Origin of the sequence: Micromonospora sp. AKA38, from assembly GCF_027925725.1 — a bacterium.
In the GTDB taxonomy this organism is placed as follows: Bacteria; Actinomycetota; Actinomycetes; order Mycobacteriales; family Micromonosporaceae; genus Micromonospora.
This window is the reverse complement of sequence record NZ_BNEI01000002.1, coordinates 625,596-639,089: the sequence shown is the minus strand read 5'-3', so window position 1 is coordinate 639,089 and position 13,494 is coordinate 625,596. Positions and strand designations below refer to the sequence as shown.

General features: G+C 73.7%; 14 protein-coding genes and 1 pseudogene. 12 read left to right on the top strand and 3 right to left on the bottom strand.

Annotated elements, in window-relative coordinates; all coding sequences use genetic code 11:
- Positions 1-21: 21 nt before the first annotated feature.
- From TPA0908_RS06445 to TPA0908_RS06435, 3 genes are all read right to left on the bottom strand, one after another.
- Complete coding sequence (locus TPA0908_RS06445; protein ID WP_281935567.1) at positions 22-603, bottom strand: PadR family transcriptional regulator; 582 nt, start codon at positions 601-603, stop codon at positions 22-24.
- A gap of 69 nt (positions 604-672) precedes the next feature.
- On the bottom strand, positions 673-1,143 hold the full coding sequence (locus TPA0908_RS06440; protein WP_281936271.1) for a ferritin-like domain-containing protein: 471 nt from the start codon (positions 1,141-1,143) through the stop codon (positions 673-675).
- 149 nt (positions 1,144-1,292) lie between these two features.
- Complete coding sequence (locus TPA0908_RS06435; protein ID WP_281936269.1) at positions 1,293-1,757, bottom strand: hypothetical protein; 465 nt, start codon at positions 1,755-1,757, stop codon at positions 1,293-1,295.
- 264 nt (positions 1,758-2,021) lie between these two features.
- On the opposite strand from TPA0908_RS06435, the gene rimP reads away from it, so the two are divergent.
- The 12 genes and pseudogenes from rimP to TPA0908_RS06375 all read left to right on the top strand — a co-directional run bounded on the left by rimP (position 2,022) and on the right by TPA0908_RS06375 (position 13,455).
- Positions 2,022-2,681 carry a ribosome maturation factor RimP gene (rimP, locus tag TPA0908_RS06430; RefSeq protein ID WP_281935565.1) on the top strand — a complete coding sequence of 220 codons (660 nt, stop codon included), beginning with the start codon at positions 2,022-2,024 and terminating at the stop codon, positions 2,679-2,681.
- Positions 2,678-3,721, top strand: a complete 1,044-nt coding sequence (gene nusA, locus TPA0908_RS06425) for a transcription termination factor NusA (RefSeq protein WP_281935563.1) — start codon at positions 2,678-2,680, stop codon at positions 3,719-3,721. The genes rimP and nusA overlap by 4 nt, the downstream gene beginning before the upstream one ends.
- 15 nt (positions 3,722-3,736) lie before the next feature.
- Positions 3,737-4,073: pseudogene (locus TPA0908_RS06420) on the top strand (YlxR family protein).
- A 93-nt stretch (positions 4,074-4,166) separates the two neighbouring features.
- Positions 4,167-7,178: a translation initiation factor IF-2 gene (infB, locus tag TPA0908_RS06415; RefSeq protein WP_281935560.1), complete on the top strand. Its 3,012-nt coding sequence runs from the start codon at positions 4,167-4,169 to the stop codon at positions 7,176-7,178.
- Between the two features lie 80 nt (positions 7,179-7,258).
- Positions 7,259-8,302, top strand: a complete 1,044-nt coding sequence (locus TPA0908_RS06410; protein WP_281935558.1) for a TRM11 family SAM-dependent methyltransferase — start codon at positions 7,259-7,261, stop codon at positions 8,300-8,302.
- A gap of 100 nt (positions 8,303-8,402) precedes the next feature.
- Positions 8,403-8,696 (top strand): DUF503 domain-containing protein, encoded by a 294-nt coding sequence (locus TPA0908_RS06405; RefSeq protein WP_107156020.1) that lies wholly within the window; start codon positions 8,403-8,405, stop codon positions 8,694-8,696.
- Positions 8,697-8,881: 185 nt separating this feature from the next.
- On the top strand, positions 8,882-9,397 hold the full coding sequence (rbfA, locus tag TPA0908_RS06400) for a 30S ribosome-binding factor RbfA (RefSeq protein WP_281935555.1): 516 nt from the start codon (positions 8,882-8,884) through the stop codon (positions 9,395-9,397).
- Between the two features lie 35 nt (positions 9,398-9,432).
- A complete protein-coding gene (locus TPA0908_RS06395; protein ID WP_281936267.1) occupies positions 9,433-10,473 on the top strand; it encodes a DHH family phosphoesterase in 1,041 nt (346 codons plus the stop codon).
- 530 nt (positions 10,474-11,003) lie between these two features.
- Positions 11,004-11,558, top strand: coding sequence for a hypothetical protein (locus TPA0908_RS06390; RefSeq protein ID WP_281935553.1), 555 nt, complete (start codon positions 11,004-11,006; stop codon positions 11,556-11,558).
- 112 nt (positions 11,559-11,670) lie between these two features.
- Positions 11,671-12,078: a hypothetical protein gene (locus tag TPA0908_RS06385; RefSeq protein WP_281935551.1), complete on the top strand. Its 408-nt coding sequence runs from the start codon at positions 11,671-11,673 to the stop codon at positions 12,076-12,078.
- Positions 12,078-12,287: a DUF6186 family protein gene (locus TPA0908_RS06380; protein WP_281936265.1), complete on the top strand. Its 210-nt coding sequence runs from the start codon at positions 12,078-12,080 to the stop codon at positions 12,285-12,287. The genes TPA0908_RS06385 and TPA0908_RS06380 overlap by 1 nt, the downstream gene beginning before the upstream one ends.
- A gap of 652 nt (positions 12,288-12,939) precedes the next feature.
- The gene (locus TPA0908_RS06375) at positions 12,940-13,455 is read left to right on the top strand and encodes a P-loop NTPase family protein (protein WP_281935549.1); all 516 of its coding nucleotides are present in this window, start codon (positions 12,940-12,942) and stop codon (positions 13,453-13,455) included.
- Positions 13,456-13,494 lie beyond the last annotated feature (39 nt).

The window sequence follows — 13,494 nt, the reverse complement described above, 5'->3', positions numbered from 1 at the left end:
TCGCGGGCCTCCCGTGCCCCGTCACCGGCGGGCCTCGTCACCGGCCCGGTCCACCGCCTCGGGGTGGGCGACCGGCCGGCCCGCCGTCGGGCGGTGGCGGACCAGGCTGGTCTCGCAGTGGTCGAGCCACCGCACCTCGGCCTCGGCCTGGAAGATCATCGCGTCCAGCACCAGCCGCCAGGGCAGATCCTCCGGCTTGTCGCTGGTGTACTTCAACCGGGTGAACTCCTGCAACGCGCGCATGGTGGCGCTGCGCTGGGTCTGCACCACCGCCCGGACGTCCACCCCGGGTGTGGTCAGCGCCAGCGCCAGCTTGATCGACAGTTCGTCCCGGGGCCGGTCGGCCCGGCTGATCGGCGTGGCGAACCAGAGCGCCAGGTCCGCCCGCCCGGCGTCGGTGATCTCGTACGGCCGCTGCCCGCTCTCGTTCTCCGGCAGCGGGCGCACCAGACCGTCACGTTCCAGCCGGGCCAGCGTGGTGTAGACCTGCCCGATGTTGAGCGGCCACGTCGAGCCGGTCGACTCCTCGAACGCGGCACGCAACTGGTAGCCGTACATCTGGCCACGTTCGAGGAGGGCGAGCAGGCCGTGGCGGATGGACATGGCCTGGAGTATGCATACCTGGTATGCGCGCCGCAACCGGAGGGCTCCACCGGGTGACCGCCGTCGCGCTCAGGCCGGCCGACCCGGGAACGGCACGGTGACCGGGCTCACCCCCGCCGTACGCCGCCAGCGGGTGGCCCGCAGCGCGCAGTCGGTGAGCGCGGCGAGCGCCGTGTTCCGGTCCGCGCCGGCGGTGTGCGGCAGCGCGGCCCGCCAGTGACCGGCGGTCCGTTCCTCGACCTCCACGGCCAGTTGGAGCGCGCTCGTCCGGTCGGTCACCGGGTAGGGCAACGCGTAGCCGGCCCGGTCCGCCGGCACCTGCCCGGCCCCCTCGGCGAGCTGGAGCAGCAGCGCGTCCCGGCGGGAACGGTGCGCCGCCTCGGCGGCACGGGCGGCCGAGCGGGCCGCGTCGGTGAGGTGCACGCCGATCACCCCGTACGCCCAGACCGCCGCGTACTCGGCGGCGAGCGCGTCACCGAGCGCCCGGGTCGGGCCGTTGCTCGGTCCGTTGCTCGGGTCCACGCGCTGCCCGGCGGGCATGGCCACCCGGCCCTCGCTGCGTTCGGTGCGTTCGCTCATGCGGTGCTGGTCGGGCATGCGCTCACGGCCCTCGCTGCGTTCGGTGCGTTCGCTCATGCGGTGCTGGCTGGGCATGCGCTCACGGCCCTCGCTGCGCTCGGTGCGTTCGCTCATGCCAGCGCCTCCACGTGGGTGGCCCGGGCCGCGGCGATCGAGCCGAGCAGCGCCGCCCGGTCGACGGGTGCGGTCGCGGCGGCCTTGGCGGCGCTCGCGTGGCCCTGCTGCTCGGCCCGGCGCAGCTCGGCGAGCACGGCGTCCGGAGCGTCGGCCGGTGCCCCGGACGCCGGGCCGGTCGGGCCGGTGGACGTCGTCCCGGAGGGCGCCGCCCGGCCGATCACCCGGCGCAACTCGTCGGCGTGCGCCCGGTGCGCGTCGGCGATCGGGGTGAGCCGCGCGGCCAGCGTCGGCGCGGTCGAGGCGGCGGCCCGGTGCCGCGCCTCCAACGCGAGGGCCTCGGCCGCCAGCGGCTCCAGCGCGTCCGGCGGCGGTGGCTCGTCGTCGCGGTCGAAAGGATCACAACCAGTCAGCGGCGCGGTGGCGCCACCGAGCGCCACGAGCGCTCCGGCCCGCAGCAGGCGACGCCGGGAATGCCCCGCTCCGCCCTGGTCAGATGGTGTTCTGCCGGTCCCCACCGGACAAGTCAACACCATCCCCGCCACCCCGTGGGGCAGCCTCCTCGGTGCGCCGCCCGGGCCGCCACCCGGCCCAGGCGTTACGCTCTGCGCAGCCACCGGGCGCGAACGCCCCGGTGGCGTGCCGGCATTGCGGGTCGACCGCGTACGCCGGCCCGGACGAACCCGGCCCCGAGGGGCCGTGGCAACAGCAGAGAGGTGCGCGGAATGACGCAGCGTGGCCGTGCCACCCGGTCGTCCGGGCCCGCCGGGCGGCCCCGCCGGTCCGACGGCCCCCGCGGTCCGGAGCGGAGCGGCGCACCCCGTGGCGACCTCGCCGCCCGCCGGGCCCGGCTGCGCGAGGTGATCGAGCCGGTGGTCACCGCCGCCGGCTACGACCTGGAGGATCTCTCCGTCTCCCGGGCCGGGCGCCGGCACGTGGTCCGGGTGATCGTGGACGCCGACGGCGGGATCAACCTGGACGCCGTCGCGGACGTCTCCCGGGCCGTCTCCACCGCGCTGGACGCCGCCGAGGAGGCCGGTGGCGACATCGTCGCCGGCGAGTACCAGCTCGAGGTCAGCTCGCCGGGCGTGGACCGCCCGCTCACCCTGCCCCGACACTGGCGGCGCAACGTCGGCCGGCTGGTCAAGGTCACCGTCCGTGGCGACGCCGGGGACCGGCAGCTCACCGGCCGGATCACGGCCGCCGACGACGAGCGCGTGACGCTGGAGACCGACGCCGGCTCCGCCGCCCATCCGTACGCCGAGCTCGGGCCCGGCCGGGTCCAGGTGGAGTTCTCCCGCCTGGACGACCTGGCCGACGCCGACCTCGACGACGACACCGACACCGACATCGACGACGAAGATCTGGAGGACGAGGAGAGGTGAACATCGACCTCGCGGCGCTGCGCGCCCTGGAGCGCGAGCGGGAGATCCCGTTCGACACGATCCTCGCGGCGATCGAGACCGCGCTGCTGACCGCGTACCGGCACACCGACGGCGCCGAGCCGCACGCCCGGGTGGAGATCGACCGTAAGAGCGGGGCCGCCTCGGTCTACGCCCAGGAGATGGACGACGACGGCACGGTCACCCGGGAGTGGGACGACACCCCGCACGACTTCGGCCGGATCGCCGCCATGACCGCCAAGCAGGTGATCCTCCAGCGGCTGCGGGAGGCCACCGACGAGGTCCACTTCGGCGAGTACGCGGGTCGCGACGGCGACCTGGTCACCGGCGTGGTGCAGGCGCACGAGGCCCGCAAGGAGAAGGGCATCATCAGCGTCGACCTGGGCAAGCTGGAGGGCGTGCTGCCCCAGTCCGAGCAGGTGCCGGGGGAGGACCCGCAGCACGGCGAGCGGATCCGCTGCATCGTCGTGCACGTCGCCAAGGGCATGCGCGGGCCGCAGATCACGCTGTCCCGGTCGCACCCGGCACTGGTGAAGAAGCTCTTTGCGCTGGAGGTGCCGGAGATCGCCGACGGCACGGTGGAGATCGGCGCGATCGCGCGTGAGGCAGGTCACCGCACCAAGATCGCCGTACGCTCCACCACGCCCGGCGTGAACGCCAAGGGCGCCTGCATCGGCCCGATGGGACAGCGGGTCCGCGCGGTGATGAGCGAGCTGCACGGCGAGAAGATCGACATCATCGACTGGTCGGACGACCCGGCCACCTTCGTCGGCAACGCGCTGTCGCCGGCCAAGGCCCTGCGGGTCGAGGTGGTCGACCTGGCCAGCCGCGCCGCCCGGGTCACCGTGCCGGATTTCCAGCTCTCGCTCGCGATCGGCCGGGAAGGGCAGAACGCCCGCCTGGCTGCCCGGTTGACCGGATGGCGCATCGACATCCGCTCCGACGCGGAGTCCTCCGGCAGCGCCGGCCGCAGCGGAGCCGCTCACGTACCGGAGCCGGGCGGCGCGATCTCGAGCAGCTAGGGGTAGACTTTCTCAGTGGCACGACGCGAGCTGCCGGAGCGCACCTGTGTGGGCTGCCGGAAACGAGCGCCGGCCAGCGAGTTGTTGCGGGTCGTCGCGGTCGGTGACGAGGCTGGTCAGACCAGTCTCCGGCCCGATCCGGCCCGCAGACTGCCGGGTCGGGGAGCGAACATGCACCCCAATCCGGCCTGCTTCGCGCAGGCGGTGCGGCGCCGCGCCTTCGGGCGGGCACTGCGCGTCGCCGGGGTCCCCGACCACGGCGCGCTTGCCGAGCACGTCGACGCGCAACCCCCGACGAGCGGTCAAACCCGACCGGTCGCGGGTCGCTAGCAAGGTAGGACGACCGACATGAGCACACGATGAAGTCGCAGAAATGACCAGGCTTCAAGTGCACGAGTGAGGTCGCTGCGGGTGCTGCCCGCACGACCTCGGAGTGAGGAGTGCAGTGGCAGGAAAGGCCCGCGTACACGAGCTTGCCAAGGAGCTCGGGGTCGAAAGCAAGACCGTTCTCGCCAAGCTCAAGGAGATGGGCGAGTTCGTGAAGTCCGCCTCCAGCACCGTCGAGGCGCCTGTCGCCCGACGGCTGCGGAACGCGTTCGTGGCGTCCGCCGGTTCGCCGGCGCCCGCCGCCCCGCCGACTGCCGCGTCCAGCGGCCCGGCACCGACCCCCACGCCCACCCCGACCCCGGGTGCCCCCCGGGTCTCGGCCCGTCCGATGCCGCCCCGGCGGCCGGCCGCGCCGACCCCTGGACCGCGGCCCAAGGGCCCGGTCCCCGGCCCGCCGCAGCCGGCGACCCCGGTCGCCAAGCCGGCGAGCGCGCACGACATCGAAGTGGCGGCCGCGGAGGCACGCGCCGCCGCGCTGAAGGCTGAGCAGGAGGCCGCGGTCAAGGCCGCCCAGGCCGCCCGCCAGCAGCAGCGCGAGACCCCCCGCCGGGAGCCCCCGGCCGAGGGCGGTCCCCGTCCCGGCCCGCGTCCCGGCCCGAACGCCATGCCGCCGCGTCCGGGTTCCCCGGCCGCGCGTCCCGGCGGTCCGGGTCAGGGTCAGGGCCCCGGTGCCCGGCCGGGCGGTCGCCCGCCGGCGCGTGGCGCCGGCAACAACCCGTTCGGCATCCAGGGCGGCCAGCAGCGTCCCCCGGCCGCCGGTGCGGGCGGTCCCCGTCCCAGCCCGGCCGGCATGCCGCCGCGGCCCAGCCCGGCGTCCATGCCGCCGCGGCCGAGTCCGGCGTCCATGCCGAGCCAGCGTCCGACCACCGGTCGCCCCGGCGGTCCCGGTGGCGGTCGTGGCGGCCCCGGCGGCGGCGCGGGTCGTCCCGGCGGCGGCGGTGGCGGTGGCTTCCGCGGCGGTCCCGGTGGCGGCGGCGGTGGCGGTGGCTACCGCGGCGGTCCCGGTGGCGGCGGCGGTGGCGGTGGCTTCCGTGGTGGTCCCGGCGGTGGCGCCGGCGGCGGTGGCGGCGCGCCCGGTGGCGGTTTCCGTCCCGGTGGCGGCGGTGGCCGTCCGGGTGGCGGCGGTCGCGGCCGTGGCGGTGGCGCGGCGGGTGCCTTCGGGCGTCCCGGCGGTCGGCCGACCCGCGGTCGCAAGTCCAAGAAGCAGCGCAGACAGGAGTTCGACAACCTGTCGGCCCCGACCATGTCCTCGGGTGCGCCCCGCGGTCAGGGTCAGGTCGTCCGGTTGTCCCGTGGCGCCTCGCTGTCGGACTTCGCCGACAAGATCAACGCCAATCCGGGTTCGCTGGTCCAGGAGATGTTCAACCTGGGCGAGATGGTGACCGCGACCCAGTCCTGCTCCGACGAGACCCTGCTGCTGCTGGGTGAGCACCTCGGCTTCGACGTGCAGATCGTCAGCCCGGAGGACGAGGACCGCGAGCTGCTCGCGCAGTTCAACATCGACCTCGACGCCGAGGTCGCGGCGGACCGCCTGGTCAGCCGTGCGCCGGTGGTGACCGTCATGGGTCACGTCGACCACGGTAAGACCAAGCTGCTCGACGCGATCCGCAAGGCGAACGTCGTGGCCGGCGAGGCGGGTGGCATCACCCAGCACATCGGCGCCTACCAGGTCCACGTCCCGCACGAGGGCGAGGACCGCGCGGTGACCTTCATCGACACCCCGGGTCACGAGGCGTTCACCGCCATGCGTGCCCGTGGTGCCCAGGTGACGGACATCGTGATCCTGGTGGTGGCGGCCGACGACGGCGTGATGCCGCAGACCATCGAGGCGCTCAACCACGCCAAGGCGGCGGACGTGCCGATCGTGGTCGCGGTCAACAAGGTCGACAAGCCGGAGGCGAACCCGGACAAGGTCCGCCAGCAGCTGACCGAGTACGGCCTGGTCGCCGAGGAGTACGGCGGCGACACCATGTTCGTCAACGTGGCCGCCAAGCCCGGCATCGGCATCGAGGAGCTGCTCGAGGCCGTCCTGCTGACCGCCGACGCGTCGCTGGAGCTGACCGCTCCGATCGACGGGCCGGCGCAGGGTGTGGCCATCGAGGCGCACCTGGACAAGGGCCGCGGCGCGGTGGCGACCGTGCTGGTGCAGAAGGGCACGCTGCGGGCGGGTGACTCCATCGTCGCCGGTGGGGCGCACGGCCGGGTGCGGGCCATGCTGGACGAGAACGGCAAGCCGGTCGACACGGCCGGGCCGGCGCGTCCGGTCATGGTGTTGGGTCTGACCACGGTGCCGGGTGCGGGTGACACCTTCCTGGCCGCCGAGGACGACCGCACCGTGCGGCAGATCGCCGAGCAGCGGCAGGCACGGCGGCGGGCGGCGTCCTTCGCCAACTCCCGTGGCCGGGCCACCCTCGAGACGCTCATGGAGCAGCTCAAGGAGGGCGAGAAGACCTCGCTCAACCTGGTGCTCAAGGGCGACGTCTCCGGTTCCGTGGAGGCGCTCGAGGACGCGCTGTTCAACCTCGACATCCCGGAGGAGGTCCAGCTTCGGATCATCCACCGGGGCGTGGGCGCGATCACCGAGAGCGACGTCATGCTCGCGAGCGCCTCGTCCGAGGCGGTCACGATCATCGGCTTCAACGTGCGGGCCGCCAACAAGGTCCGCGAGATCGCCGACCGCGAGGGCGTGGAGATCCGGTACTACACGGTCATCTACCAGGCCATCGAGGAGATCGACGCCGCGCTCAAGGGGCTGCTCAAGCCGGAGTACGAGGAGGTCGAGCTGGGCACCGCGGAGATCCGCGACGTCTTCCGCTCGTCCAAGATCGGCAACATCTCCGGCTGTATCGTCCGGTCCGGCCTCATCCGCCGCAACGCCAAGGCGCGGCTGCTGCGGGACGGGTCGGTCGTGGCGGACAACCTCACGATCAGCTCGCTGAAGCGGTTCAAGGACGACGCGACCGAGGTCCGCGAAGGCTTCGAGTGTGGTCTGACGCTGGGCGGTTACAACAACGTCCAGGTCGGCGACATCATCGAGACCTTCGAGATGCGGGAGAAGCCGCGCGCCTGAGTGGTGTGCACGACCGGTCGACGGCCGGGGCCTTCGGGCCCCGGCCGTCGCCGTTTCCGCAGGCTGAGACAATCTCCGGCGTGATCGGGTACGCACTGCTCCTCGCCCCCTCCGCCAACCGCGTCTACGCCGACGCGGCGGCCCGGCTGGCCCGCGCCGAACTGGCCGTGTTCGCCGGCTCGGGTGTGCTCGACGCGCCGCCGTCCGACGCGGAGGTCACCCGCATCGGCGGAGTGGAGTATCTGACGTTCACCGCGCCCGCACCCGGCCTCGGCGCACGGGACCTGGCCCACCTGGCGAACCTGTCGGCGGCGTACGCGCTCTTCGAGCGGGTCGGCGACGACCTGCTCCGGCCGGTGCCGCTGCACCCGCTGGCCCGGTACGACTCGGACCTGATCACCATCCCCAAGTACGCCGGCAAGACCAACGAGCAGTTCACCCGGCTGCTGCTCAACGTCACGCTGCTCGCCTCCGCCGCCGCGCCCCGGATGCTCGACGGCGGGCTGGTGGTGCTGGACCCGCTCTGCGGCCGGGGCACCACGCTCAACCAGGCGCTCATGTACGGCCACGACGGCATCGGCGTCGAACGCGACAGCCAGGACGTGGAGGCGTACGCGGCGTTCCTGCGTACCTGGCTGCGCCGTAAGCGGCTCAAGCACACGGCGGAGTCCACGTCGGTGCGCCGGGACCGCAAGCTGGTCGCCCGCCGCTTCGAGGCGGTGCTCTCGCCGTCGAAGGACGCGCACCGGGCCGGTGCCACCCAGCGGATCGTCGTGCTGAACACCGACACCACCCGGGCCCGCGAGGTGCTCCGTCCCCGCTGCGCCGACGTGCTCGTCACCGACGCCCCGTACGGGGTGGCGCACGGCAGCCGCACCGGCCAGGGCCTGTCCCGCAGCCCGCTGGAACTGCTCACCGCCGCCGTGCCGGTGTGGCGGGAGCTGCTGCGGCCGGGCGGCGCGTTGGGGCTGTCCTGGAACACCCACGTGGCGCCACGCGCGGCGGCCGAGGCGGTGCTGACCGATGCCGGCCTGCGCGTCGTCGACGGGCCCGGCTGGCGGGACCTGGCCCACCGGGTCGACCAGGCCATCGAGCGGGACGTGGTCGTGGCGGTCGCGCCATGACCGGGTGACCGGCGGTGGTCACGGCTTATCCGGGGTGACCGGCGGTGGTCACGTCTTATCCGGGTGACCGGCGGCGTCCCGGCGCGTACCGTTGCTCGCCGTGTATACCGGAACCGCGCTGTTCGACCTGTTGCTGCCGGGTGACTCCCGGTCCCTGAAGGCCAAGCGGTCCTACGTCCGGCCGATCGTCGCCGCGCTGCGCAAGTTCGAGGTCTCGGTCGCCGAGGTCGGCGCGCTCGACCTGCACGGCCGGGCCGAGATCGGGGTGGCCGTGGTGGCCGCCGAGCCGGCCCACGTCCGCGAGGTGCTCGACTCCTGCGAACGGATGGTCGCCGCCCGCCCGGAGACCGAACTGCTGTCGGTGCGTCGCCGCCTGCACGGCGCGGACGACTGACACCGTCGGCGCGTCGCGCGGCAGCCGGGCCGCGCCGCGCGGGGCCGGTCAAGGCGCGGGTAGTGTTCTCGGACGTTGGGCGGTCGGGCCCGGCGGCGCCCGGCGCCGCCCCCGGCCGGCGGCTTCCCGATCGCGGCGTCAGGCGCGCCGGGGTCGTAGGAACAGTGATCGTGGAGGTGGGGGACATGTCGGATCCGGCCAAGGTACGCCGGCACGCGGAGCGCGTCCGTGAACTCGTCGCGTCGGTGGTGCGGAGCCAGATCAAGGACCCCCGGCTCGGCATGATCACGATCACCGACGCCCGGATCACCGCCGACCTGCGCGACGCCACCGTCTTCTACACCGTGCTCGGTGACGCGGCGGCCCAGGCGAGCACCGCCGCCGCGCTGGAGAGCGCCAAGGGCATGCTGCGCAGCACGGTCGGCAAGGCACTTGGCCTGCGGCACTCGCCGACGCTCACCTTCGTTCTCGACGACGTGCAGAACCAGGTCAAGCACATCGACGACCTGCTGACCGCCGCCCGCTCCGCCGACGCCGAGGTGCAGCGGCTGGCCGCCAAGGCCGCGTACGCGGGCGACGCCCAGCCGTACCGCGTCGAGGAGGACGACGCCGACGCGGAGGGCTACTCCCCGGTGGGCGACGCCGACGCCGAGGGTGGCTCCCCGGCGGACGACGCGCCGCGCGGCGGCGACCGCCGGTGACCGAGGCCGTCCCGAGCGGCGGGCCGGGCACCGCCGTGAGTGGCGCGCCGTCCCCCGCCGGTCCCACCGACGCCGACTGGGCGGCTGCCGTCGCGGCGGTGCGGGGCCTCCACCCGGACGCGCGGGTGCTGCTGATCTGCCACGTCAACCCGGACGGGGACGCGCTCGGCAGCATGCTCGGCTTCGCGTTGGGCCTGCGCCGACTCGGGGTACGCCACCTCCAGGCGACGTTCCCCGGGCCGGCCGGCGTGCCGGAGCCGTTCCGCTGGCTGCCCGGCGTCGAGCTGCTGGTGCCGCAGGACGACGCGGACCCGGCACCGGACCTGGTGATCTGCTTCGACGCGGCGAGCGAGTCCCGGCTCGGCGACCTGGCCGACCGGCTGGGCGGGGCGGGCACGTCGCTGGTGCTGGACCACCATGCCTCGAACACCGGCTTCGGTGACGTCAACCTGGTGGACCCGCACGCGGCGGCCACCTCCGTGGTGGCGCTGGGGCTGCTGGACCGGCTCGGCGTTCCGCTGGACGCGGCCACGGCGACCGGGCTCTACGTGGCACTGACCACCGACACCGGCTCGTTCCGGTTCGAGGCGACCACCCCGGCCGTGCACGAGATGGCCGCGCGCCTGCTGGCCACCGGCATCCGCCCCGGCGACATCTCCCGGCGGGTCTTCGACACCCGCCCGTTCGGCGCCGTCCGCCTCTTCGGCGAGGTGCTCGGCCGGGCCACGTTGGAACCCGCCGCCGCCGACGGGCACGGCCTGGTCTGGACGTACGCGACCCGTGACGACCTGGTCCGCCACGACCAGCCGGCGTACGTGTTGGAGGCGCTCATCGACTCGGTCCGCTGCACCGCCGAGGCGGACGTGAGCTGCGTGGTGAAGCAGTCCGGGGACGCCGAGTGGGCGGTCTCGCTGCGCAGCAAGGGCGCGGTGGACGTGAGCCGGGTGGCGGTCGGCCTGGGCGGCGGCGGGCACCGCTTCGCGGCCGGTTTCACGGGTCGTGGCCCCCTCGACGACGTGATCGGCAGCATCCGCGCCGCACTCCCCACCGCGGTACTGACCGCCCCACCCGTCTGACGGGACGCCGCCGGCCCTGGCCCTCGCTGATCGGCTCCGCCCCGCTCCGGGCGGCACGTCATCGAATGTCCCGGACATTCCCGTGACGCCCATAACGTTCCACTCGTGGCGTTGGCGGGCGGTGGGTGGAACGGTATGGCTGTCTGGGCAGCCGTATGACAACCATGGCGTTCCACTCGTGGTGGTAGGGGCGGGTGGGTGGAACGGTATGGGTGTCTGGGCGGTTCGGCATCCGGTGCCTTGTGCGTGCTCCCGCGCTGTGGGGGCGTTTTGTTCGGTTCGGTGGTGGTCGGCGGCACGCTGGCGGTGGAATGGGTCGGGGGGTCGCGGCGTTGTATCCCGGTGCACGGCCGAGGAAGGCAAGCGCCTCCAGCCCCCTGGGAATGACGGTGGGGGCCCGGTCGTTGCACAGACTTCCGGCGCCGCGTCGAGGCCCCCGCCCCGCGAGCAACCGGATCCCCCGAGAACTTGTTGTGCGCCTGACGGTGCCCGCACCCCCCGGTGCGTTGACCCCCGAATGGAGCCCCCTCATGAACACGATGCTGCGTAAGAGCGTGCTGGGTATTGCTGGTCTGGCCTTCACCGGTGGTGTGTTCGCCGGTCCGATCGCCGGTCATGTCGAGTCCGCGCACGCCGCCACGGCCAAGCCGGTCACGGCGGTGGCGAGTGTGCAGGGTGAGCAGTCGACGATCAACCTGAACGACGAGCAGACCGCGAACGTGAAGGCGATCATCGCGGCGACGAAGAAGGCCGGGCTGCCGGAGCGGGCCGCGGTCATCTCGATCGCGACCGCGTTGCAGGAGTCGAAGCTGGAGAACCTGGGCCACCTCGGCGACCGCAACGACCACGACTCGCTGGGTCTGTTCCAGCAGCGCCCCTCCTCGGGTTGGGGCACCCCGGAGCAGATCACCGACCCCGAGTACTCGACGCTCGCGTTCCTGAAGGGTCTGAAGCAGGTCGACGGCTGGCAGGACATGCCGCTGACCAAGGCCGCGCAGACGGTGCAGGTGTCGGCCTACCCGGACGCGTACGCGCAGTGGGAGAAGCAGGCCACCGACCTCGTCAGCAAGCACTGGACCAAGTAAGACCGAGCGTGAAGGCCGGCACCCCGCCGAGGGTGCCGGCCTTCGGCGTTTCCCCGCAGACACGAGGCGTGCCGGTCTTCCCGCGCTACGTCACGCTGGGGACAATCGGATGATGGATCACCCCCGTGAGCTCACCGTCGAGGCGCCCCGGGTCTGGGACCGACCGGTCGTCTCCGTACCGGTGTTGATCTGCCTCTCCCTGGTCGGTGGCCAACTTCCGTCGTTCTCGACGGTGGCGAACCTCTACATCCTCGGCACCGGCGGGGGGTTGATCTGGGTCGGTCTGAGCAACCGGGTGCCCCGACGCCCGGCGCCGCGGCGGCTGCCGTCGGCCGCGCTGTGGTGGCTGCTGCCGGTCACCGTCTTCGGGGTCTTCGAGGGGGCGACGTTCGTGCTGTCCGTGGGCGACGACTTTCCCACCTTCTCCCGGCTGGCCGATCCGCTGCTCGAGGACCACCTGGCCCGCTCGGCGGCCTGGTTCGCCTGGCTGGCCGCGTTCTGGGGACTGGTCCGCCGATGATGCGCGCGTTGGCCATCGGCGGGTTCCTGACCGCCGTGCTGCTGTTCGCGGTCGTCGAGTGGGCCGCCCGCCGGGAGGGTTCCCGGGTCCCGTCCCTGGCCGACGTCTGCGCCTTCGTCATGCGGTACGAGGTCGGGCCGGTGCCGGTGGGCCGGATCGGTCTGTTCGGCTTCTGGTGGTGGCTGGGCTGGCACTTTCTCGCCCGCTGAGGCGTTGCCGGAAACGGGGTTACCTGTCCGCATCGCGGGAACAGTGGGCACTATCTGGAAAGTGAACGTTAATTTGGGTGCGGGACCGGCGCTTCGCGGCGCTGGTCACGGGGGGTGGTGCCGCACCCGGCGCTGCCTCCCTCCAGGGTCAGACCGACCCGGGCTCACGCTGCCAGGCGAGCCGCTCCGGTGATCCCGGACCGCTGCCCGGCGCGCAGCAGGCCGACGACTCCGGTCGCGGCGCGACGGACGTCGCGTCGTCGACGACGGGGCGTCGGGCGCCCGCAGGGCCGCCGTGCCTCGGTGGTCCGCACCCTGGAAGGACATGCCATGCCGAGCAAGCGCAAGCCGCAGACCGAGACCACCAACGACGAGGCGCGCGAGCAGATGCGTCGCGCGTTGCAGACCTCGATGGACACCCGTCAGTGACGCAGGCCGCCCGGCGGTGACGCCGGCCGGCTGGGGCCCCGCGACACCGTGACCGGCCCCACCGCCAGCGTCACCGCCGCACCGGTCGCCGCACCCGCAGCGCTGGTCCGGAGCCCGCGCTCACCGGTCGCCGCACCCGCAGCGCCGGTCCGGAGCCCGCGCTCACCGGTCGCCGCACCCGCAGCGCCGTCGCGCGGCGGAACGCCAGCGCTACCGTCACCCGGTGCGCCGCATCCTCGTCGTCGGCAGCTCGGGCGCCGGCAAGAGCACCCTCGCCGGTGAACTGGCCCGGCGACTCGACCTTCCGCTGATCCACCTCGACCGCCACTACTGGCGGCCCGGCTGGGTCGCCCCGACCGGCGCCGAGTTCCGCGCCGAGGTGGCCGCGCTCGCCGCCCGCCCGGCCTGGGTGATGGACGGCAACTACGCCAGCACCCTCGACCTCCGACTGCCCCGCGCCGACCTGATGGTGCTCTGCGACCCGCACCGGCTGCGGTGCCTGGCCCGGGTGGCGCGTCGCCGCTGGGCCCACCGCACCGAGCCCCGACCCGACCTTCCCGAGGGCTGCCCGGACCGCGTCGACCTCGACCTCCTGCGCTACGTCTGGCGCTATCCGCGCCGCTCCCGCCCCCGCGTGTTGGCGGCCGTCGCCGCGTACGCCCCGAACCTGCCGGTGCGTCGGCTGCGCGGCCGGCGGGACGTGGCCCGCTTCCTGGACCGGGCAAGTAAGCGGTACTAGCGGGTTGCGTGCCTTACCGAGCGCGTGCCAGGATCGGCG

What these genes read in the sequence shown, in the direction of transcription:
- TPA0908_RS06390 (WP_281935553.1), top strand. Translation starts at nt 11,004, where the DNA reads ATGAACACGATGCTGCGTAAGAGCGTGCTGGGTATTGCTGGTCTGGCC.
- rbfA (WP_281935555.1), top strand. Translation starts at nt 8,882, where the DNA reads ATGTCGGATCCGGCCAAGGTACGCCGGCACGCGGAGCGCGTCCGTGAA.
- TPA0908_RS06445 (WP_281935567.1), bottom strand. Translation starts at nt 603, where the DNA reads ATGTCCATCCGCCACGGCCTGCTCGCCCTCCTCGAACGTGGCCAGATG.
- TPA0908_RS06380 (WP_281936265.1), top strand. Translation starts at nt 12,078, where the DNA reads ATGCGCGCGTTGGCCATCGGCGGGTTCCTGACCGCCGTGCTGCTGTTC.
- TPA0908_RS06385 (WP_281935551.1), top strand. Translation starts at nt 11,671, where the DNA reads ATGGATCACCCCCGTGAGCTCACCGTCGAGGCGCCCCGGGTCTGGGAC.
- TPA0908_RS06440 (WP_281936271.1), bottom strand. Translation starts at nt 1,143, where the DNA reads ATGCCCGCCGGGCAGCGCGTGGACCCGAGCAACGGACCGAGCAACGGC.
- rimP (WP_281935565.1), top strand. Translation starts at nt 2,022, where the DNA reads ATGACGCAGCGTGGCCGTGCCACCCGGTCGTCCGGGCCCGCCGGGCGG.